Below are 21,226 nucleotides of genomic sequence, written 5' to 3' on the forward strand. Positions count from 1 at the left end.
GACGCGGTGGAGTGCGGCCGCCCCGGCCGGCGTCAGCGCAGTGTCCACCTCGGTTTGACGAAGGTCTCGCGCGAGACCTGCGGCTTGCCGAGGGGGTTGCCGATCGTGGTGTAGTGCCAGCCGAGCGCCTGGGCCGTCTCCCGGTCCAGGCCGTGCGTCTCCCAGATCGCCCGCACGGTGCCCTGCACGGCCTCCGGAGGCTTGGCCGCGATGATGCGCGCCAGTTCGTCGGCCCGGCCCCACAACTCCGCGTAGGGCACCAGCTCGGACACCAGCCCGATCTCCCGCGCCCGGGCCGCGGACATCCGCTCGTCCAGGCCGAGCAGCGCCCACCGCAGCGCCTCGCCCAGGGGAATGCGGCGGGCCAGCCCGATCGGCTCCAGCGCGGAGGTCATGCCGTAACTGACATGAGGGTCGAAGAAGGTGGCGTCATCGGCGCCGATCACGATGTCGCAGTCGTTCAGCCAGTAGAACGCCCCGCCGGCGACCATGCCGTGCACCGCGGCGACGACGGGCTTCCAGACCTTGTTCTGCTTGGGGCTCAGGCCCCGTCCGGGGTCCTCCTGGCTCCATACGTTCTCGGCCAGGTGGATCCGGTCGGTCACGTCGGTGCCGGTGCAGAAGGCGCGCTCGCCCGCCGCCCGCAGCACCACCGCGTGGACGGTGTCGTCGGTGCGCACCCGCCCCCAGAGGTCTCGGAACTCGTCCACCATCGTCTGGTTGAACGCGTTGAGCCGGTCCGGACGGTTGAGCGTCACCGTCGCGACATGTCCCTCCACCTCGAACAGCACGGTCTCGTAGCCGTGTGCGGCACCAACGGGCTGCTGATCCGACATCGTCGTTCCTCTCCCCCACCGGCTTCCCGGCCCACGGGCTTCTCCGGAACCGGCATCCCAGATAGCTTAATCATTGCACTCAATCAGAGGCTAGTGATCGCAAGCCGCGCCCCAGGAAGGAACGGTCGATGGTCGACTTCGAACTCTCCGAGGAACAGGCCGCGTTGCGCGGGATATCGCGTGACCTGCTGACCTCGGACTGCCCGCCGCGGACCGTTCGGGCGGTCGTGGCGGCGGGGCTGGACGTCGACGACAAGCTGTGGGAGCGCGGGGCGCGGATGGGCTGGCCGGGCCTGGCCACGCCCGAGGACTCGGGGGGCGCCGGGCAGGGGCTGGCGGAGCTCTGCCTGGTCGCCGAGGAACTCGGGCGCGCGGCGGCTCCGGGCCCCTTCCTGGAGACGGCGCTGGCGTCCTGGGCCGCGGCGCGCGGCACGGCCCCGCTCACCCCGGAACTCGCCGAGGGACGGCTCAAGGCCGCCTTCGTGCACCAGGGTTCGCTCGCCGTACGCCGGACAGGGCGCTCGCTCGTCCTCTCGGGCCGGGCCACGACCGTGCACGCCGCCGGCTGCGCCGACCGGCTGCTGGTGGTCCTCACCGGGGACGAGCCGTACGTCCTGCTGGTGCCGACAGCGGCGGCCCGCACCGAGCGGCGCACCACCCTCGACCTGACCCGGTCCTGGTACGACGTCCTGTTCGACGACGTGGCCGTGGCGGACGACCAGGTGCTGGCGACGGACTCCGGCGAGGCGCGCCGCTGGGTGGACGCGATGGCGGTCCTGACGGCCGCGGACGCGCTGGGCGTCGGGGAGCGGCTGCTGGAGATGACGGTCGGGCATGTCACCGTACGCGAGCAGTTCGGGCGCCCGCTGGGCAGTTTCCAGGCGGTGAAGCACAAGGCCGCCGACATGCTGATCGCCCTGCGCGGGCTGCGGGCGGCCGCCTACTACGCGGCGCTGGCCTTCGACGCGGACCGCGAGGACGCGTCGGCGGCGGCCTCCGTGGCCAAGGCGTTCGCGAGCGAGTGCCTTCCCGCCGTCGCCGGGGAGGCCCTCCAGTCGCACGGCGGCATCGGCTTCACCTGGGAGCACGACCTGCATCTGTATCTGCGGCGGGCGACGGTCGACGCGCTGGTCCACGGCACCGCCGCCCACCATCACGAGCGGGTGCTCGCCCGCCTCGAACGCGCCCGTCTCACCCGGCGAGCCGCTTGAGCAGGGCCAGGTCGGCGACCCGCCGGTCGTGGGTGTCCGCGACCGGCGAGGCGTTCAGGCCCGTCACCCCGCTCTCGCGGTAGGCGGCCACCCGTTCCGCCACCAGGCCGGGCGGCCCCACCAGGGCGACCCGGTCGAGCAGTTCGCCGGGGACCGCGGCGGCCGCCTCGGCCTTCCGGCCCGTCCGGTACAGCTCCTCGATCCGGGCCGCCGGCTCCTCGAAGCCGTACCGGGCGACGAGGTCGTTGTAGAAGTTCCTGCCGCGGGCGCCCATGCCGCCGACGTAGAGGGCGAGGTACTCGCGCACCCGCTGCCGGCCGGCCGCGAGTTCCGCCACGTCCTCGCTGACCAGGACCTTCACATCGGCGATGATCCGGAGCGGCGGCAGTCCGTCCCGACGCCCGGCCCGGCCGGCCTCCAGGGAGGGTCCGAACACCTCCTTGGCGGCCTCGGGGAGATACAGGGTCGGCTGCCAGCCCTCGCAGAGTTCGGCCGCCAGTTCCACGCTCCTGGCTCCCAACGCGGCCAGGACGATCGGGATGTCGGGCCGTACCGGGTGGTTGATCAGCCGCAGCGGCTTGCCGGCCGGTCCGCTGCCGCCGCGCTCGGCGGTCAGCGGCAGCTGGAAGTGCCGGCCCTCGTGCCGCAGGGGTTCACGGCGCCAGACCGTCCGGCAGATCTCGACGACCTCCCGGACCCGGGCCAGCGGTGCGGTGTACGGCAGCCCGTGGAAGCCCTCCACCACCTGCGGCCCCGAGGCGCCCAGGCCGAGTTCGAACCGGCCGTCGGACACGAAGTCGAGGCCGGCCGCGGTCATGGCGAGCAGTGCCGGGGTGCGCGAGTAGGCGTTGAGGATGCCCGAGGCGATGCGCATACGGTCCGTCCGGGCGGCGAGATAGCCGAGCTGGCTCACCGAGTCGAAGGTGTAGGCCTCGGGCAGCACGACCGAGTCCACCCCGGCCGCCTCGAAGTCGCCCAGCCGCCGGGCGGCTTCGGCGAAGCCGCCCGAGTAGCTCATCAGCAGTCCCACGTCCATGGGGAGCCTTCTCTCTGTCGGCCGAGGTGGGGCCGGCCGCGGGTCACGGCCGGCTGCCTTCCGTGGTCCCGCCCGCCGCCCGCAGCCGCTCGCGCAGCTCGAACTTGCGGACCTTGCCCGACGGGGCGAGCGGCAGCTCGGGGACGACCTCGATGCGCTCCGGGGCCTTCTGCGGGGCGACCCGGTGGCGGGCGAACAGTTCGCGGACCTCCTCGACGTCCAGCGTGCCGCCGTCGAGGACCACGAACGCGGCCACCCGCTCCCCGTAGCGCGGGTCGGGTTCGGCGACCACCGCGGCGTGCCGGACCCGGGGGTGGGTGGCGAGGATGTCCTCGACCTCCTTGGAGGCGATGTTCTCGCCGCCCCGGATGATGATGTCCTTGATGCGGTCGGTGATGGTCAGATGCCCGTCCTCGTCGAGCCGTCCGACGTCACCCGTGCGGAACCAGCCGCCCGGCGCGAACGCCGAGGCGTCGTACGCCGGGTCGCGGTAGCCGACGAACTGGCTGGGCCCGCGGGTCAGCACCTCGCCCTGTGCCCCCAGCGGCACCGGCCGCAGGTTCTCGTCGACGATCCGCACCTCGTCGCCGAACCGCACGAGGCCGTCGGTGAGCGACCGCTGGCGTGCGGAGGCGTCCGGCGGGGAGGTCGCGCAGCGGGGGTGCTCGGTGCTGCCGTAGGCCCGCGCGACGACGATGCCCGCGGCGTCGGCCCTGGCGACCAGCGCGGGCGGCACGTTGGCCGCGCCGATCTGCACGAACCGCAGGCTGGAGATGTCCCGGCCGTCCTCCTCGGCGGCCTTGAGCAGTGCCTCCACGTGCAGCGGTGTGCCGCTGGTGATGGTGCAGCGGAACATCTCGACGAGTTCCACGGCGCGGTGCGCCTGCCAGCGGTCCATGTGCACGGTGCCGGTGCCGCCGACGATCCCGCTGCACGCGGCCAGCAGCCCCGCGACATGGCCCGAGGGCCAGGGGATGAGGCGGGTGTCGTCCGGGCCGGCCTCGTTCATCAGGTCGCCCTTGCGCAGTTCGTGCAGCAGCGTGTTGTGCGTGTGCTGCACGCCCTTGGGGACTCCGGTGGTGCCCGAGGTGTAGATCACCGCGCAGACGTCGTCGGCGTGCACGCCCTCGGGCGCCGGCGCCTCCCCGGTCCCGGCGACGAGCGTGCTCCAGGGGACGGCGTCCGGTGCCGTCCGCTCGCCGATCATGACGATGTGTTCGAGTTCCGGTCCCGCGTCGAGACCGGCCACCCGCTCGGTGAAGTCGATGGAGCGCCAGGCGTCGGGCAGGATCAGCACCTTCGCTCGGGCGTCCCGGAGGATGGCGCCGACCTCGGCCGCGCCGTAGATGTGGGTGATGGGCAGGACGACCGCGCCGGCCAGCCAGGCCCCGAAGTACGAGACCACCAGCTCCAGGCGGTTGGGGACCTGGACGGCGACCACGTCGCCGGGCCGCACCCCCAGTCGGCGCAGTCCGGCCGCCGCACGTCTGCCGAGTGCGAGCACGTCCGTCAGCGTCACCGTGCTCGTCTCCGTCTCCGTGGCGAACACGAAGCGGGTGCCGGGAACGCGCAGGCCGGCGTCCTCCAGGGCCTCGGCCATGGTCCGCGAGGAGTAGTGGCCCTCCCGGTACCAGCGGTCGCGCAACAGCGCGCGGTCGCGCCGCCGTTGCTCGGACGTCACACTCACCGCGGTCGGTGTGCCGCCCATGTCAGTCGGCCAGTTCGAAGACGGTGGCGTTGGCGGTGCCGCCGCCCTCGCACATGGTCTGCAGCCCGAACCGGATGCCCTCGCGGCGCATGTGGTGCAGCAGCCGGGTGGCGAGGACGGCACCGGAGGCGCCCAGCGGGTGTCCGACCGCGATGGCGCCGCCGAGGGGGTTGACCCGGTCGGGGTCGGCCTTCAGCTCGGTCTGCCAGGCCAGGGGTACGGGTGCGAAGGCCTCGTTGACCTCGAAGGCGCCGATGTCGTCGATCGTCAGGCCGGCCCGGTCGAGGACCTTGCGGGTGGCGGGGATGGGGGCGGTCAGCATCATCACCGGGTCGTCCCCGACGACGGCGCCCGCGCGGATGGTCGCCAGCGGCCGCAGTCCGTGCCGGCGGGCCAGCTCGTCGGTCGTGATGAGCAGCGCGGCGGCTCCGTCGGAGATCTGGGAGGCGTTGCCCGCGTGGATCACGCCGTCCTCCTGGAACGAGGGCTTCAGCCTGGCCAGGGTCTCGGGCGAGGTGCCGCGGCGCAGCCCCTCGTCGTGGGTGAGGTCCGGGGCGGCCGGCACGGCCGCCAACTGGTCGTCCAGGACTCCCTCGTCGATGGCCGCGGCGGCCAACTCGTGTGAGCGGGAGGCGTATTCGTCGAGCCGCTGCCGGCTCAGCCCCCATTTGCGGGCGATCATCTCGGCGCCGGTGCCCTGGTCCAGGCGGTCGGTGCCGTAGCGGTCCAGTACGGTCCGGCCGTAGGGGAGTCCGGTCGCGCGGGCGGCGCCGAGCGGGACCCTCGACATGGTCTCGACTCCGCCCGCGACCACCCAGTCGTAGGCGCCCGCGACGACGGCGTGCACCGCCGACTCGATGGCCTGCTGGCCGGATCCGCAGGCCCGGTTGAAGGTGACTCCCGGAATGCTCTCGGGCCAGCCGGCCGCGAGGGTGGTGAACCGGGCGATGTTGCTGGACTGGTCGCCCAGTTGCGTGACGCAGCCCCACATCACGTCCTCGACGTACTCCGGCGGGATCCCCGTCCGGTCGACCAGTGCGCGCAGGACCACCGCCGACAGGTCCACGGGATGGACCTCGCTCAGTGATCCGTTGCGCTTCCCGATCGGGGTGCGAACCGCGTCCACGATCACTGCCTGACGTGCCGTCATCTCTCCTCGCTCCCACTTCACAGGTTCCGTCGCCCGGCGGCCCTCGCACGGGCACTCGGGTCAGCTGTCCGTGCCGTTCTCCGCCGCGCCCCACCGGTGGAGCGCCTCCGCCACCGGCCGCACGGCCGCTCCCCCGGCCGGCCGGGCGGGCACCGGCGGTCCGCCGCCCAGGGTCGGCCGCCAGCCCGGCAGTCCGCCCGGCGCGGGCACCAGGGCGCCTCTCGCCCGCAGGTGCGGGTGACCGGCCGCCTCGGCCAGGTTCAGTACGGGGGTCAGGCAGGCGTCGGTGCCCGCGGCGGCGTCCGCCCATTCGTCCCGGGTGCGCCGCAGCAGGGCCGCGGCGATGTCCCGGCGCAGCTCGGGCCAGCGGGCGGGGTCCTCGCGGACGCCGGTCCAGGCGGGGTCGAGTCCGAGCAGTTCGGCCAGCGCGGCGAAGAACGGTGCCTCCAGGGCGCCGATCGCGACATGACCGCCGTCGGCGCAGGGGTAGACGTCGTAGTAGGGCGCCCCGGTGTCCAGCCGGTTGGTGCCGGCGGTGTCCGACCAGGTGCCCCGGGTCCGGTACTCGTGCAGCATCGTCGTGAGGTAGGTCGTGCCGTCCACGATGGCCACGTCGAGCACCCGGCCCGCTCCGGTCCGGGCGCGCTCGTAGAGTGCGGCCAGGACGGACGTCACCAGGTACATGCCGCCGGCGCCGAAGTCCCCGAGCAGGTTGGCGGTCGGCGCGGGTACCTCTCCCCGCCGGCCGGCGTGGTGCAACGCCCCGGTGACCGCTATGTAGTTGATGTCGTGCCCGGCGGCGGGCGCGAGCGGGCCGTGCTGTCCCCAGCCGGTCATCCGGGCGTAGACCAGCCGCGGATTGCGGTCGCGGACGTCGTCCGGGCCCAGTCCCAGCCGTTCCATGACGCCGGGGCGGAAGCCCTCGATCAGGACGTCGCAGTTCGCGGCGAGCCGCAGCGCCTGCTCGCGGCCCTCGGCCGACTTGACGTCGAGTTCGACGACGGGACGGTTCTCCACCAGCGCGGGCCGGGTGGCGAACGGCCGGGCCACGGCGAGGACATCGGCCCCCAGATCGGCCAGCAGCATGCCGGCGAACGGCCCCGGACCGAGGCCGAGGAACTCCAGGACCCGCAACCCGCCGAGGGGTGGAACCGGTGACATCGGTCCTCCTATGATGACTCGACGCCATAGGGTATATCAGTTAACGGATTTAGATAATGACCCGGGAGCAGCCGATGCCGTACGCCTTCTACGAGGACGACCACGCAGCCTTCCGCCGGACCGTGCGCAGCCTGGTGGAACGCTCGGTGGTGCCGTATCTGGAGGAGTGGGAGGAGGCACGTCTCGTCGACCGCTCGGTATGGAAGGCCGCGGCGTCGGCGGGCGCGCTGGGGCTGCGCGTCCCCGAGCGGTTCGGGGGCGCGGGCTCCGCCGACTACCGCTTCCGCTGTGTGATCCAGGAGGAGCTGGCCGAGGTGGGGGCGGCGGCGCTGGCCTCCGGTTTCGCCATCAACGAGGACATCGTCGCCTCGTACCTGGTGCGGTTCGGGACCGAGGAGCAGCAGGCGGAGTGGCTGCCGGGGATGGCCGCGGGCGAGGTGGTCACCTCGATCGCCATGACCGAGCCGGGCGGCGGGAGCGATCTGCGGGGCATCCGCACCGAGGCCCGGCGGGACGGTGCCGACTGGGTCCTGAACGGCGCCAAGACCTTCATCACCAGCGGCTCCAGCTCGGACCTGGTGATCGTGGCCGCCCGCACCGGGGAGGCGTCCGGCCGGGCCCGGCTCTCCCTGTTCCTCGTGCCGTCGACCGCGCCGGGTTTCCAACGGGGGCCGAAACTCAAGAAGTTGGGCCTGCACGCCCAGGACACCGCGGAACTGTACTTCGACGACCTGCGGCTGCCCGCCGGGGCACTGCTGGGCGAGGAGGGGGCAGGGTTCGGGCAGCTCACCGCCCAGCTCCCGCTGGAGCGGCTGTCCATCGCCTGGCGTGCGGTGGCGGCGGCCGAGGCGGCGGTGCGCTGGACGGTGGAGTACACGCGGGAGCGGCAGGTGTTCGGGCGGCGGCTCGTCGACTTCCAGAACACCCGGTTCCGGCTCGCCGAGCTGACGACGGAGGTCGAGGTGACACGCGGCTACCTGGAGCGCTGCATCCTCGACCTCAACGAGGGCACGTTCGACGCGGTCACCGGGGCCAAGGCCAAGTGGTGGGCCACCGAACTCCAGAACCGGGTGGTCGCCGCCTGCCTCCAACTGCACGGCGGTTACGGCTACATGGACGAGTACCGGATCTCCCGGGCCTACGCGGACGCGCGGGTGCAGACCATCGTCGGGGGAACCACCGAGATCATGAAGGAGATCATCGGCCGGGACCTGGCGGGGCCGAGGCCGGACCGGCAGGCATGAGTGAGAGGGGGCGCCCGCGCCACCCAGCGGGGTGCCCCCTCTCGGTCCGAAATCCGAGGTCCGAGGTCCGAGCGCCGGCGAGGGCGCGCGGCTGCGGGCTACGAGGCCTCGGTGCCCTCGGTGCCGGGCTTCTCGGCGAACTGGTGCCCGAGGAACGCGCCCGTCCAGGCCATCAGGTCGGACGGCACGTAGTAGCCCTTCTCGTCGTTGATGGCGTCCCAGTTCCCGGCGACGTCCTCGACGGAGGCGAGCCCGCCCTCGTGCACATAGCCCGGCGTGGAACCGATGAAGAAGCGGGAGAACCGGCCCGCGCCCGCCGCGTAGATCTCGCCGTTGACCGGGCAGTCCTCGTGCGCGAGGTAGGCGACCATCGGGGACACCGCCTCCGAGGTCATACCGGCCTGCTGGGCGGCCGCGTCGGCGGCGGCCTCGTCCTCGATGCCGCCCATCCGGGTCAGCGCGGCCGGGGCGATCACGTTCACCTTGATGCCGTGGGCCTCGCCGGCGAGGCGCGCGCTGCGGGCCAGGCCGATCACCCCGCCCTTGGCCGCGGCGTAGGAGAGGTTGTTGTCGAGCCCGAAGACGCCGGCGGAGGTCGTCAGCACGACCCGCCCGTAGCCCTGCTCGACGAAGTGCGGCCAGGCGGCCTTCATGGTGTTGAAGGAACCCAGCAGGTGGACGGCGAGATGGCGTTCGAGGTTGTCCAGGTCCACCTCGGGCAGTCCGGCCCACCGGATGATGCCCGCGTTGTTCACGACGATGTCGATCCGGCCGAAGGCCTCCAGGGCGGCGTCGACGATGGCCTTGCCGCCCGCCTCCGTGGAGACGTCATGGGTGTCGGCGACGGCCTCGCCGCCGGCCGCGACGATCGCGTCGACCACCTTCTGCGCCGGGCCGGCGTCCGTGCCCTCGCCCGCCATCGATCCGCCGAGGTCGTTGACGACGACCTTGGCCCCCCGCTCTGCCAGCAGCCGGGCGTGGGCGCGGCCGATCCCCCGGCCCGCCCCCGTGACGACGGCCACCCGTCCTTCGAAGCTCAACTGGTCCATCGACGACTCCTGTCGTACTGCGCTTGTCCCGTGAAGCGCCGGTGGAGGAGCACCGGCCCCGGCTCTGGCGAACTGTCATATGTGGTGCGCCCGCCGCCGGTCGGCGGCGGGAGTAGCGGTGGCACGGGCTGCGTGCCAGGTGTGTGTGGGGGGGGCTGCCGGGGCCCCGGACCCCGGCAGTCGGCGCCTTCCGTGCGAAGGCGGGCGGTCACTCCTCGACGCGGATCGCGAGTGCGGGGCACACGGCGGCCGCGTTGCGGACGTCGTCCGCCAGCTCCGGACCCGGGGTCTCGTTCAGCAGGACGACGATGCCGTCCTCGTCACGCTGGTCGAAGACGTCCGGGGCGGCGGCGACACACTGTCCGGCGGCGCAGCACTTCTCTTCGTCGATGACAACCTTCATGGCGCTTCTCCTGGTTGGGGTTCAGGGGGTGGAGACCGGGGTGTGGAGGCCGTCGACGACCTCCTGGCGGCGCAGCCGCGTCTGCTTGGGCATGTTCCAGCCGAGGACGCCGGTCACGACGCCGTCGCTGGTGTACCGGGCGACGAACCGCCGGGCGGCCACCTCGCCCTCGACGATCTCCACCTCGGCGTCGGCCGGGAGCATGCCGTGCACCTGGAGCTTCGCGTCGAACTGGTCGGTCCAGAAGTACGGCACCGGCGCGTACGGGCGGTCCTCGCCGAGGATCACCGCGGCGACGGCCGCCGCCTGCTCGGTGGCGTTCGTACGGTTCTCCAGCCGGACCAGCCGGCCGTAGCCCTCGTGGTGGAACCGGGCCACGTCGCCGACCGCGTAGATCCCGTCGGCCGCTCGGCACCGGGAGTCGCACACCACGCCGTTGTCGAGGGCGAGTCCGCTGTCCGCCAGCCACTGCGTGGCCGGGGCGGCGCCGATCGCGACGACCACGACATCGGCGGGCAGGGTCTCCCCGGTGGTCAGCTCGACTCCGGTGACCCGGCCGTCCCGGCCGGTCAGCCCCGCGCAGCCCGCGCCGAGCCGCAGCCGTACGCCGCGCTCGCGGTGCAGGTCGGCCAGCAGCCCGGAGACCATCGGGCCCACCTGCAGGGCCATCGGCGCGTCCAGCGGCCCGGTGAGGGTGACGTCCAGCCCGAGCGCGCACGCGGTGGCCGCGATCTCGGATCCCAGCACCCCCTCGCCGACCACGACCAGCCGGGCCCCGGGCCGCAGGTCCGTCTTGAGGGCCAGGGCGTCGTCGAGACTGCGCAGTACGTGCACGCCGGCCAGGCCGTCCTGCCCGGGCAGGGCACGGGCCCGGACACCGGTGGCGATCACGACCGCGTCCGCGGACAGCTCGCGCCCGGCCGCCGTCCGCACGGTGCGGGTCGGCACGTCGAGGGCGACCGCCTCCTCACCGAGCACGAAGTCGGCGTCGAGACCCGAGAGGACCTCGTCCGTCCGCAGCGTCGCCCGTTCCGCCTCCCATGCGCCGGAGAGGACCTGCTTCGACAGGGGCGGCCGGTCGTAGGGCGCGTGCGGCTCGTCGCCGATCACGACGACCTCACCGGAGTACCCCTTGCGCCTGACGGCCTCCACGGTGGTGAGCCCGGACGCCGAGGCGCCCACCACCAGGAGCCGTGCGGGGGCGGTCATGCGCCCACCCCGGCGGCCGTCGGCCGGGCGGGCGGCCGGTGGCCGCCGTCCGGGAAACCGTGCTCGATCCTCATACCGTCACTCCGATGCAGCTTCGCGCAGCCGTGCCACGTAACTTATACTTACCGGTCGAAACAATGAATAGGGGTGGAGAGATCCATGGGGTCACCCGCCCCTGAGGAGGCCGGCCCGGTCCCCCGTGCCGGGCCGGCGTCGCCGCGCTGCGGCCGGACCCGCCGGCGTCACCGCGCGACCCCGGACCCGCCCGCGTCAGACGAGGTAGCGCCCGCCGTTGGTGCTGAGGGTCTGGCCGGTCACATAGGCGGCCTCCTCCGAGGCGAGGTAGGCCACCGCGTAGGCGACGTCCTCCGGCCGGCCGGCCCGCTTCATCGGCATGTGCGCCGCGGCGGCGTCGATGTCGACGGGACCCTGCCGGGCGAGCGGGGTGTCGATGAAGCCGGGCGGGACGTGGTTGACGGTGATGCCCTTGTCGGCGTACTCGATCGCCAGCGCCCGGGTCAGCCCGATGACCCCGCCCTTGGAGGCCGCGTAGTGGGCCATCGCGGGAGCCCCGGTCTGCGCGGACGACGACGAGATGTTCACGATCCGCCCCCAGCCCGCCGCCAGCATGTCCGGCACCAGCTCCTTCGTCACCAGGAACGGGCCCTTCAGATTGACCCCGATCATCCGGTCCCAGGCGTCCTCCGCGATGCTCGTGAAGGGCTGGTAGGCGGTGATCCCCGCGTTGTTGACGAGAATCGCGACGGGCCCCAGCTCCTGCCGGGTCCGGACGGCCGCCTCGGCGACGGCGCCGGCGTCGGCCGCGTCGCCGCCCACGGCGATCGCCGTACCGCCCGCCTCCTGGATCTCGGCGACGGTCTTCTCCGCGCCTTCGAGGTTCAGGTCCCAGACGGCGACCGACGCGCCCCGGGCGGCCAGCACGGTCGCGACGGCCTGCCCGATTCCGCGGGCACCGCCGGTGACGACGGCGACTCTTCCTTGCAGTGACATGCGTGCTCCTCATCTTGCGTGACGCCTCGCGACCGTCCCTGACCGGGCCGCGCTCGCGTGGCTGGTGGTTCGTCCCCGTGGGTTCGTGCGACGCCGCGCGGGGCGTCGCGCGCCGTCAGTCGGGGAGTGCCTCCCGGGCGGCGGTGCGTGCCGCCGTCGCGGCCGGGAAGCCCGCGTAACCACTGGCGTGGTAGATGACCTCGGCGATCTCCTCGCGGGTGAGGCCGTTGGTGAGGCCGACGCGGAAGTGGGTCCGCAACTCGGTCTCGGCCCCCAGCGCGATGAGCAGGCCCAGGGTGACCAGGCTGCGGTCGCGCGGGCTGAGCCCGTCACGAGCCCACAGCGCGCCCCACACGCTGGTCAGGCCGATCTCGACGAGTTCTTCTCCGAGACGTCCGTCCCGCAGGTCGATGTCCCCTTCGGGGAACACGCCCGGCAGCGCGTCTCGCATGGCCTTGAGTCCCGCTTCGCGCAGGTCGGTCGGCTCTTCTGCATTCGTGGCCGTCATGTGCGACTCCTGTTGGCACAACGCTGTGTCCGCCCCCGGAGGGAAAGTTAGACCAATCGGTCGGTATAATCAACGTCCACGACAGCATTCGCCTGTCGAGCGGGGCGCCGCGCGGCCGGGACGGGCACACGGCGCGAGATCGACACCATTCGAAGGCCGCCTCCCTGCTGCGCGGCCATTGATCGAGCCAGGACCCTGCTCTACTCTCGCCTCAATATTCGATCGATCGGTCGAATTAACAAACTCGGGCTCACGCGGGCGGAGCAGCCCACCTGTGCACTGTGGAGGGCAGATGAGCAACACGACGAACACGACGACAGCGGCACCCGGAGGCCAGGCCGATCCGGCCGGCCTGCTGGATGTCGTGGTCATTGGCGCGGGCGTCACCGGCATCTACCAGCTGTACCTGGCCCGCGAGGCGGGCCTCTCGGCGAAGCTGCTGGAAGCCGGCAGCGGCGTCGGCGGCGTCTGGTACTGGAACCGCTACCCCGAGGCGCGCTTCGACTCCGAGAGCTACACCTACGGCTACCTCTTCTCCAAGGAGCTGTGGGAGGAGTGGGAGTGGACCGAGCAGTACGCCGGACAGCCGGAGATCGAGCGCTACTTCAACTACGTGGTCGACCGCTTCGACCTGCGCCGTGACATCGTCTTCAACGCGAAGGTGGCCTCGGCCGTCTTCGACGAGGGGACCGGCACCTGGACCGTGACGGCCGAGAACGGGACGACGGTCAGGAGCCGGTTCGTCGTCGCCGCCACCGGAAACCTGTCGGTGCCGTTCATCCCCGCCATCAAGGGCCGCGAGGACTTCAGGGGCGAGCAGTACCACACCAGCCGCTGGCCCAAGCAGCCCATCGACTTCACCGGCAAGCGCGTGGCGCTCGTCGGGACGGGCTCCAGCGGCGTCCAGGTCGTGCCGGCCATCGCGGACGACGTGGCCTGCCTCACCGTCTACCAGATGAAGGCGGACTGGGTCACGCCGCTCAACAACCGGCCGATCACCGACGAGGAACAGGCCTCCCTGAAGGCGGACTTCGAACGGATCCGGGACACCCTCAACACCTCCCCCAGCGGCTTCCTGCACGCCATGAACCCGGTGAGCGGTTCCGAGGTCGGCGCCGAGGACCGCCAGGAGTTCTACGAGAAGATCTGGAACAGCCCGGGCTTCACCAAGCTGACCGAGCACTACCGCGACATGACGTACAACCCGGAGATCAACGCCGAGTGGTGCGACTTCATGGCGGGGAAGATCCGCAGCATCGTCAAGGACCCCGTGACGGCGGAGAACCTGGTCCCCAAGGACGGCGGCTACGGCGCCCGGCGCCCTCCGTTCGGCACCGGCTACTTCGAGGCGTACAACAAGCCGTCCGTCTCCCTCGTCTCCCTCCCGGAGGAGCCCATCGTCCGGTTCACCGAGACGGGCATCGAGACCTCCGAGGGACTGCGCGAGTACGACATCGTCATCTGGGGCACCGGCTACGACTTCGGCACCGGGGCGCTCAACCGGCTGGGGGTGCGCGGACGGCAGGGCCTGGCGCTGGAGGAGTACTGGGCGAACGGCCCGCGCACCTACCTCGGTGTCGCGACGGCGGGTTTCCCCAACTTCTTCTTCCCCGGCGGCCCGCACGGCGCGCTCGGCAACAACCCCCGGTACGCGGGCGACCAGGCGGACTTCACGCACGACGCCATCGTCCACGCACGCGACTACGGCTACGACGTGATCGAGGTCAAGGCGTCCGCGGAGAAGGAGTGGACCGACCTCATGAACAGCCCCGAGAGCTTCTCGATCTTCCAGAAGGCCAGCTACTTCTACGGGGCCAACATCCCGGGCAAGGCGGTCAGCCAGCTGCTGAACCCCACCGGCCGCTGGAAGCTCCAGGAGCTGATCGGCGAGGTCAAGGAGAACGACTTCAACACCTTCGATCTCTCCAGGACGGGCACCGCGGCCGACGCCTGATCCGGTCACGACGATGCCGGGCCGGCCCGGAGGCCGGCCCGGCATCGACCCGCTCAGACCTGGTAGCTGGTGGTCCGGCGCAGGAAGAGCCACTTCCCGTCGGCCCGGCGCAGTGTGTCGACGTAACGGCCGGTGATCTGCACCGCCCAGCCCGACTCGCCGCGCTGGAGGAAGACGACATCGCTCACCGCGGTCGCCTCGTCCTCGCCGGCCGGGGTCACCAGCGTGTTGCTCACCATGTGGAGCTGGGGCAGCGTGGGCTCCCACCCCTTGAACGCCTGGCGGATCGCCTCGCGTCCCTCCAGGGGGTCGACGCCCGGCACCTCCAGGACGGCGTCGGGCGTGTACAGGGCCACGATCTCGTCGGTGCGGCCGGCGTCCTGCGCCTGGGTGTGCGCGCCGATGGTGGCACGCACACCGGCCACGATCTCGGCGTAAGAGGTCTCGCTCATGGATGGCTCCCAGTCCTGACGGTTGCTTGCAGAGCATGGTGTACCTCATTTCGACCGGGCAGTCTATTGCCGTGCAGGGAAAAGGTGATCGAGTAGCCGGAAAGCAATGACGGATTTCATTGACCGAGTGGTACAAACTCAATAGCATGACGGCAACAGTCGACAGGGACGTCGACAGAGGAGGCGTTTATCGTGACGAAGCGTTGGAAGCAGCGGCCGCCGGGCTCGACCTGGGGCGACTGGGGCGAGGACGACGAGCTGGGCCGGATCAACCTGCTCACCCCCGAGAAGGTCCTCCAGGGTGTGCGCGAGGTCGAGCACGGCATCACCTTCAGCCTGAGCCTGCCGCTCGACTATCCCGGTGGAACCGCCCTCAACCAGCGCCGTTACCCGCCGATTCTCCGCCCCACGGAGGACCTCGCCCACAACCAGGACGTCTTCTACAACGTCGTCGCCCGCGAGCAGATCGACCCCTCGCTGATCGACGTGTGGTCCGACGACGTGGTGACCCTGTGGCTGCAGTACTCCACCCAGTGGGACTCCCTCGCCCACCAGGGCGCCGAGTTCGACGCCGACGCCGACGGCACCGACGAGCCGGTGTACTACAACGGCTACCGGCCCGGCTCCGACCTCGTCGGCCCGCAGGACGACGCCAAGGGCGACGACAGCGGCAGCAAGAGCTTCGCCCGCCACCTGGGTCTTGAGCACATGGCCGAGCACGGCGTCCAGGGCCGCGGTGTCCTCATCGACATCGCCCACCACCTCGGCACCGGCTACCAGGCCGTCAGCTTCAAGCAGCTGCAGGACATCATGGCCGCGGACAACGTGACCGTGGAACCGGGCGACATGCTGCTGCTCCACACGGGCTTCGCCACCCAGGTCCTCGCCTGGAACAAGAACCCCGACCCGGTCGCCATCCACCAGACCGCCGCCTACCTCGACGCCGACGACCCCGATCTGCTGCAGTGGATCGCCGACAGCCAGATCTCGGCGCTGATCTCCGACAACTACGCCGTCGAGGGCGTCGGTGTCACCCAGGCCCAGGGCCGTCACACCCTGCTGCCCATCCACCACCTCTGCCTGTTCAAACTCGGTGTCCCGCTCGGCGAGCTGTGGTACCTGAACGACCTCGCCGCCTGGCTGCGCGAACACAACCGCAGCCGTTTCCTCCTCACCGCGCCCCCGCTCAACCTTCCCGGCACCCAGGGAAGTCCGCTCACCCCGGTCGCCACCGTCTGACGCCGCGGGCGGCCTCCCGCCCATGACGCCGCGATGCCCCAGAACTCCGTTCTGGGGCATCGGCGTGCCAGGCCTCAGGCGGCCCGGCCGGCCTCCGAGAAGATGAAGGCGCCCAACCGGTCGCCGGCGGTCGCCGCGGATTCCCGCGGTCTGCCGTCGCCCAGGAGGGACGACACCAGCGTGCTGCGCACCAGGTCCGTCCATTCCTCCTCGGCCGCGAGTCCCACCTCCACGACCTCACGCCCGCTGTCGCGCGCGTGCAGGAGCGCTCCGGTGACGAAGTCCACCTGGTCGCCCGGGTGCCGGGGATCGTCGGGCACGCCGTGCGGTCCGCCGGGGAAGAAGAAGTTCGGGAAGCCCGCGGTCATCACCCCGAGGTAGCTGCGCGGGCCGTCGGCCCAGTAGCCCGAGAGCCTGAGTCCGTCCCGTCCGCGCACCCCGAGGCCCCTGAGCGCACCGCCGAGCGCGCGGTCGCCGACGGTGAGGAGGCCGCCCGCGCACACACCGATGTCGCTGAACGCCCCGGCGCCGCCGCTGTCCCGCCCCGCGCCGCCGGTCTCCGGCAACGGCACCGGCAGGGCCCCGGTGGCGGCCACCACATAGCGCGCCCGGTACGCGGCGCCACCGCCCGTCAGCACCGACCACGTCCCCGTCGGGTCGTCGTACACCGCGGAGCGGACCCTGGCCCCCAGCCGGATGTCACCGCGCAGCCCGTGGCGGTCGACGAGGTGGTTCAGGTAGTGCTCGATCTCCGGCTGTCCGGCGTCCTCGGGCAGCCGCTCGCGCCCCGCTCCCAGCTCGGCCGAGAACAGGTGCCCGCGCATGCCGCTGTCGGTCTCGAAGCGGGCCTCGAAGGAATTGTTCCAGTACCAGATGCCGCCGACGCCGAGACCGGCTTCCAGCAGCAGTGCGGAGAAGCCCTCGGCCCGGGCGCGGTAGAGCTGGTACAGGCCCGTCGTCCCGGCTCCGATCACCAGCATGTCGACCTCGGGCGGCTGGCGCGTCAGTCCAGTCATGGATCCTCCACATGCAGAGCAGTCGTCCACTGCCCAGCGGGGATTAGACCGATCGGTCGGCGAATTAAAACGCGGTCACACTACCCGGCCCGAGCAGTGCGGGGCAATGCCCGGAACGCAGGCAATCAGCCGCGTTTCGCCGCCCGGCGGCGCGGGGACGGCGCGGGGCCGTCCGCCTGCGTGTGACGGATGGGCTCGGGGGTGGCGGTCTCCCTCTTGGCGAGGAACTCGCTCATCCGCTCCTCGAGGTCTTCGCACGCGTAGCCGGGGCCGGCGAAGCCGCGGAAGAGGGTGGCGCAGTACTCGCGCGAGAGGTGGCCGGCGTCCCACTCGCCCGCGGGGTTGATCCACTGGTACGTGTGGTTGTGCATGTTCAGGAACTGCAGGGTGGCGAGCCGCGGATCGAGCTTGCGGAACGACCCGTCCTCCATGGCCGCCACCAGCAGCTGCTGGACGACGTCCTCGAACTCCCGGCGCTGGTCCAGCAGCCGGGAGCGGTTGGCCCCGCGCAGGTTCCGGTAGTCGTGCTCGTAGACCCAGACATGGTCGAGGCGGGCGAGGATGTTCTCCAGGAGGGTCTGGGACAGCATCCGCAGCCGGAGCACCGGGTCCTCGTCCAGGGCGGCGATCCGGTGCACGTTGGCGAGCATCGGGCGCATCACCCGGTCCTGGATCTCGACGAGGAGATGCTCCTTGGAGCCGATGTAGTAGTACAGCGCGCCCCGCGCGAGCCCGGCGACATCGCCGACTTCCGCGATACCGGTGGCGGCGTACCCCTTCTTGGCGAACAGTGCGGCCGCCTTGTCGATAATCTCCTGCCGCTTGATCTCGTAGCCCGGTCCGTGCCCTGGTGGTCTTGCCATGACTCCGCAGTCTAGGGGTTTGAGCGCGATGATCGAAGTGCCGTTCCGGATCTTGGATTGCAGTCCGGGGTCCACGGGTCGCGCACGCACGCTCGTCACAGTTTTAGACCTTCCGGTCTAATGATTGACCGACGCTTTCCGCGTCACTAGAATTCCCTTAGTCCACTCGGGTGAGGTCATACATCACCGCCGGTCCGACCGTGGGGTCCTGCCGATTCTACCGGGCCGGTTTCGGACTTCAGTAGCAGAGATGCCTCCGGGAGATTTCCCGGAGGCATCTCTGTCGTGCGTCCCCGTCCCGCTCCGCCGTGTTCAGACCGCGGCGATACGACGCAGTGTCTCGGCGATCGTGTCACGCGAGGGCAGCCAGGCGCGCTCCAGGGACGGCGCGTACGGGGCCGGCATCGCGGGCGGGGCCACCCGGGTGACGGGGGCGTCCAGGTGCCAGAACCCCTCGTCGACGGCGAGGGCGGACAGTTCGGCGCCGACGCCGAAGTCCCGTACCGCTTCGTGGGCGATGACGAGGCGGTTGGTCTTGGCCAGGGAGGCGAGGACGGTCTCGCGGTCCAGCGGGGCGATCGTGCGCAGGTCGACGACCTCCACGCTGATCCCCTCGGCGGCCAGCAGCTCCGCGGCCGCGAGGCAGTCCTGGACCATCCGGGACCAGGAGACGAGCGTGATGTCGGTGCCCTCGCGGACGACCTTCGCCTTGCCCAGCGGGATCAGGTGGTCGGCCGCGGGGCGCGGGCCCTTGAAGCCGTACTGGAGGCGGTTCTCGACGAACACGACCGGGTTCGGGTCCTGGATGGCGGCCCGGAGCAATCCGTAGGTGTCGGCGGGGGTCGAGGGCATGACCACGGTCAGCCCGGGGATGTGCGCCAGGATCGCTTCCAGGCTCTGGGAGTGCTGGCTGCCCGAGGAGCGGCCCGCGCCGAACTGGGTGCGTACGACGAGGGGCATCGAGGCGCGTCCGCCGGTCATGAAGCGGAGCTTGGCGGCCTGGTTGAGCAGCATGTCGAGGCAGACGCCGATGAAATCCATGTACATGATCTCGACGACCGGCTTCATGCCGGCCATGGCCGCGCCCACCGCCGTACCGAGGATGGCGCTCTCGCTGATCGGGGTGTCCCTGACCCGGCCGGGGAACGCCTGCGCGAGCCCGCGGGTGAGCCCGAAGACGTTGCCGCCCGCGCCGACGTCGATCCCGGCCACGAACACCGAGGGATCCGCGGTGAGTTCGTGCTCCAGGGCGAGGCGTACGGCGTCCATCGAGCGGAAGATCTCGGCGTCGGCCGGGAGCGGGGCGGGCTCGGGTATGTAGGCACGCGGTGCGGAGACGAAGTCGGTGAGGGTCTCGGGGGCGGGCTCGGGCAGGCTCCTCGCCCACTCCACGGCCGCCGTGATCTCCTTGTCGATCTCCTCGTCCACCGCGTCGGCCCGGGCCTCGCTCACCCCGGCGGCCGCCAGATGCCGGCGGGCCACCAGCAGCGGGTCGCGCTCCTTGGCCTCGGCGACCTCGTCGGCCGTGCGGTAGCGCTGCGGGTCGCCCTCGTAGTGGCCGTGCCAGCGGTAGGTCTCCGCCTCCACCAGGACCGGACCGCCGCCCTGCCGGATCCGCTCCACCACGTCGGTCATCATCCCGGCCACGGCCAGCACGTCGTTGCCGTCGATGTGGGCGTATCCGATGCCGTAGCCGGCGGCCCGGGCGGAGAGCGGGGCCCGGTGCTGCTCGGAGGCCGGGGAGAACTCGGAGTAGTGGTTGTTCTCGCAGAGGAAGACGACGGGCAGGTCCCATACGGCGGCCAGGTTGACGGCCTCGTGGAACATGCCCTGGGCGACCGCCCCGTCCCCGAAGAACGCCACCACGACATCGCCGGCGGCACGCAGTTTGGCGGCGGTGGCCGCGCCCGCGGCGATCGGCAGGCCCGCGCCGACGATGCCGTTGGCGCCGAAGATGCCCAGTCCGGGGTCGGCGATGTGCATGGAACCGCCGCGGCCGTGGCAGGTCCCGGCGTCCTTGCCCATCAGCTCCGCCATCATCGGGGCCACGTCCAGGCCCTTGGCCAGCACATGCCCGTGGCCGCGGTGGGTGGAGGTGATCCCGTCACTGGCACGGAGCGGCCAGCAGGCGCCGACGGCGGAGGCCTCCTGACCGATCGACAAATGCAGGAAGCCCGGAATCTCGGTGGCCTTGTAGAGCTCCGAGGCCCGCTGCTCGAACCGGCGGATACGGCTCATCCGCCGGTACATTTCCAGGAGTTCATTCGCATGCGTGGATTCCACGCCGGTGATCTGCGGTGCCACAGTCATGTGCGTCCTCGCTACACTCACGCAGGCGATGCGCCAAAGGCACCGCCTCGGCCATCATTTAATGTACTGGTCGGTCCAGCGAACCGGGGATCCTGTCGGCGCGCTGCCGCACGAGAAGGGGAGATGCGGATGCCACGACCGCCAGGACACGGTCCCGACTTCGAGGTCAGACGCCAGAGGATCGTCGACACGGCCGCCGAGCTGTTCGCCCGCCAGGGGTACGCCGCGACCTCCGTCAACGACCTGGGCCGGGCGGTCGGGCTCGCCAAGGGCGCGCTCTACTACTACATCGGCTCCAAGGAAAACCTGCTGATCGAGATCCAGTCGCGGGTGCTCGAGCCGCTGCTGAACCGCGCGCGAGAGGTCGCCGGGCTCGACGAGTCCCCGCTGACGCGGCTGCGGCTGCTGTCCGAGTCGCTGCTGACGATCATCTTCCGCCGCCTCGACCACATCTGGGTCTACGAGCACGACTACCGCAGCCTCAGCGGGGACGAACTGGCCACCGTGCTGCGCCAGCGGACCGAGTTCGAGCAGCTCGTCGCCGGGGTGCTCGCCGAGGCCGCCGAGCAGGACATGATCCGTGCGGTCCAGCCCCGGCTGGCGACCCTGCAATTCCTCAATCTGCACAATCACACCTACCAATGGGTGCGGACCGACGGCTCCTGGGATCCGGCCTTCCTCGCCCGCGAGTACTGCGCGACCCTGTTCCGCGGGTTCGGGGCGGCCGACCACGTGCTGGAGGCCGTCGAGGAACGGGCCGAGGCGTTCAAGCGCGAGCGGCCCGGACTTCCGCTCGACCCGGAGACCGGCTGGGCGCCGGTCGCGGTGGGGGGATGATCCGGTCCGGCGGTGGGTGACGTACCACC

The 21,226-nt window shown here is 71.5% G+C and carries 19 protein-coding genes; 5 read left to right on the forward strand and 14 right to left on the reverse strand.

Annotation, left to right across the window (positions count from 1 at the left end; all coding sequences use genetic code 11):
• Window positions 1–32 precede the first annotated feature (32 nt).
• On the reverse strand, window positions 33–836 hold the full coding sequence (locus AB0D85_RS46495) for an enoyl-CoA hydratase/isomerase family protein (RefSeq protein WP_362335646.1): 804 nt from the start codon (window positions 834–836) through the stop codon (window positions 33–35).
• Window positions 837–964: 128 nt separating this feature from the next.
• On the opposite strand from AB0D85_RS46495, the gene AB0D85_RS46500 reads away from it, so the two are divergent.
• Window positions 965–2,047 carry an acyl-CoA dehydrogenase family protein gene (locus AB0D85_RS46500; RefSeq protein ID WP_362335649.1) on the forward strand — a complete coding sequence of 361 codons (1,083 nt, stop codon included), beginning with the start codon at window positions 965–967 and terminating at the stop codon, window positions 2,045–2,047.
• Here the strand turns inward: AB0D85_RS46500 and AB0D85_RS46505 are convergent.
• From AB0D85_RS46505 to AB0D85_RS46520, 4 genes are read right to left on the reverse strand one after another with little or no spacing between them, the layout of a single operon-like run.
• Entirely contained in the window at window positions 2,028–3,083 is a 1,056-nt protein-coding gene (locus AB0D85_RS46505) for an LLM class F420-dependent oxidoreductase (protein ID WP_362335652.1), read from the reverse strand. The two genes, AB0D85_RS46500 and AB0D85_RS46505, sit on opposite strands and share 20 nt — an antisense overlap.
• Window positions 3,084–3,126: 43 nt before the next feature.
• Window positions 3,127–4,770, reverse strand: a complete 1,644-nt coding sequence (locus AB0D85_RS46510; protein WP_362335655.1) for an AMP-binding protein — start codon at window positions 4,768–4,770, stop codon at window positions 3,127–3,129.
• 22 nt (window positions 4,771–4,792) lie between these two features.
• Complete coding sequence (locus AB0D85_RS46515) at window positions 4,793–5,941, reverse strand: thiolase family protein (protein WP_362335658.1); 1,149 nt, start codon at window positions 5,939–5,941, stop codon at window positions 4,793–4,795.
• Window positions 5,942–6,001: 60 nt separating this feature from the next.
• A complete protein-coding gene (locus AB0D85_RS46520) occupies window positions 6,002–7,102 on the reverse strand; it encodes a CaiB/BaiF CoA-transferase family protein (protein WP_362335661.1) in 1,101 nt (366 codons plus the stop codon).
• A gap of 56 nt (window positions 7,103–7,158) precedes the next feature.
• Between AB0D85_RS46520 and AB0D85_RS46525 the strand changes: the two genes are divergently transcribed.
• A complete protein-coding gene (locus AB0D85_RS46525) occupies window positions 7,159–8,346 on the forward strand; it encodes an acyl-CoA dehydrogenase family protein (RefSeq protein WP_362335664.1) in 1,188 nt (395 codons plus the stop codon).
• A gap of 98 nt (window positions 8,347–8,444) precedes the next feature.
• Here the strand turns inward: AB0D85_RS46525 and AB0D85_RS46530 are convergent, their stop codons facing one another.
• From AB0D85_RS46530 to AB0D85_RS46550, 5 genes are all read right to left on the reverse strand, one after another.
• Complete coding sequence (locus AB0D85_RS46530; RefSeq protein ID WP_362335667.1) at window positions 8,445–9,395, reverse strand: SDR family NAD(P)-dependent oxidoreductase; 951 nt, start codon at window positions 9,393–9,395, stop codon at window positions 8,445–8,447.
• Between the two features lie 208 nt (window positions 9,396–9,603).
• Window positions 9,604–9,798 carry a ferredoxin gene (locus tag AB0D85_RS46535; protein ID WP_362335670.1) on the reverse strand — a complete coding sequence of 65 codons (195 nt, stop codon included), beginning with the start codon at window positions 9,796–9,798 and terminating at the stop codon, window positions 9,604–9,606.
• 21 nt (window positions 9,799–9,819) lie between these two features.
• Complete coding sequence (locus tag AB0D85_RS46540) at window positions 9,820–11,007, reverse strand: FAD-dependent oxidoreductase (RefSeq protein ID WP_362335673.1); 1,188 nt, start codon at window positions 11,005–11,007, stop codon at window positions 9,820–9,822.
• A gap of 270 nt (window positions 11,008–11,277) precedes the next feature.
• On the reverse strand, window positions 11,278–12,018 hold the full coding sequence (locus tag AB0D85_RS46545) for an SDR family NAD(P)-dependent oxidoreductase (RefSeq protein ID WP_362335676.1): 741 nt from the start codon (window positions 12,016–12,018) through the stop codon (window positions 11,278–11,280).
• A gap of 115 nt (window positions 12,019–12,133) precedes the next feature.
• Window positions 12,134–12,526: a carboxymuconolactone decarboxylase family protein gene (locus AB0D85_RS46550; protein WP_362335679.1), complete on the reverse strand. Its 393-nt coding sequence runs from the start codon at window positions 12,524–12,526 to the stop codon at window positions 12,134–12,136.
• Between the two features lie 292 nt (window positions 12,527–12,818).
• Between AB0D85_RS46550 and AB0D85_RS46555 the strand changes: the two genes are divergently transcribed.
• Window positions 12,819–14,480 (forward strand): NAD(P)/FAD-dependent oxidoreductase, encoded by a 1,662-nt coding sequence (locus tag AB0D85_RS46555; RefSeq protein ID WP_362335682.1) that lies wholly within the window; start codon window positions 12,819–12,821, stop codon window positions 14,478–14,480.
• A gap of 53 nt (window positions 14,481–14,533) precedes the next feature.
• Here AB0D85_RS46555 and AB0D85_RS46560 read toward each other — a convergent pair whose 3' ends face one another.
• Window positions 14,534–14,932, reverse strand: a complete 399-nt coding sequence (locus tag AB0D85_RS46560; protein ID WP_362335685.1) for a nuclear transport factor 2 family protein — start codon at window positions 14,930–14,932, stop codon at window positions 14,534–14,536.
• Between the two features lie 192 nt (window positions 14,933–15,124).
• Between AB0D85_RS46560 and AB0D85_RS46565 the strand changes: the two genes are divergently transcribed.
• On the forward strand, window positions 15,125–16,171 hold the full coding sequence (locus AB0D85_RS46565) for a cyclase family protein (RefSeq protein WP_362335688.1): 1,047 nt from the start codon (window positions 15,125–15,127) through the stop codon (window positions 16,169–16,171).
• A 74-nt stretch (window positions 16,172–16,245) separates the two neighbouring features.
• On the opposite strand, the gene AB0D85_RS46570 is transcribed toward AB0D85_RS46565, so the two are convergent.
• The 3 genes from AB0D85_RS46570 to AB0D85_RS46580 all read right to left on the reverse strand — a co-directional run bounded on the left by AB0D85_RS46570 (window position 16,246) and on the right by AB0D85_RS46580 (window position 20,360).
• Window positions 16,246–17,187 (reverse strand): hypothetical protein, encoded by a 942-nt coding sequence (locus AB0D85_RS46570; RefSeq protein ID WP_362335691.1) that lies wholly within the window; start codon window positions 17,185–17,187, stop codon window positions 16,246–16,248.
• Window positions 17,188–17,312: 125 nt separating this feature from the next.
• A complete protein-coding gene (locus AB0D85_RS46575) occupies window positions 17,313–18,050 on the reverse strand; it encodes a TetR/AcrR family transcriptional regulator (RefSeq protein WP_362335694.1) in 738 nt (245 codons plus the stop codon).
• 312 nt (window positions 18,051–18,362) lie between these two features.
• On the reverse strand, window positions 18,363–20,360 hold the full coding sequence (locus tag AB0D85_RS46580) for a dehydrogenase E1 component subunit alpha/beta (protein WP_362335697.1): 1,998 nt from the start codon (window positions 20,358–20,360) through the stop codon (window positions 18,363–18,365).
• 129 nt (window positions 20,361–20,489) lie between these two features.
• Here AB0D85_RS46580 and AB0D85_RS46585 point away from each other — a divergent pair, with 129 nt between their 5' ends.
• Window positions 20,490–21,197 carry a TetR/AcrR family transcriptional regulator gene (locus AB0D85_RS46585; protein WP_362335700.1) on the forward strand — a complete coding sequence of 236 codons (708 nt, stop codon included), beginning with the start codon at window positions 20,490–20,492 and terminating at the stop codon, window positions 21,195–21,197.
• The last annotated feature ends 29 nt before the right edge of the window (window positions 21,198–21,226 follow it).

The sequence above is a fragment of the Streptomyces sp. NPDC048277 genome, assembly GCF_040652235.1.
GTDB lineage: Bacteria > Actinomycetota > Actinomycetes > Streptomycetales > Streptomycetaceae > Streptomyces.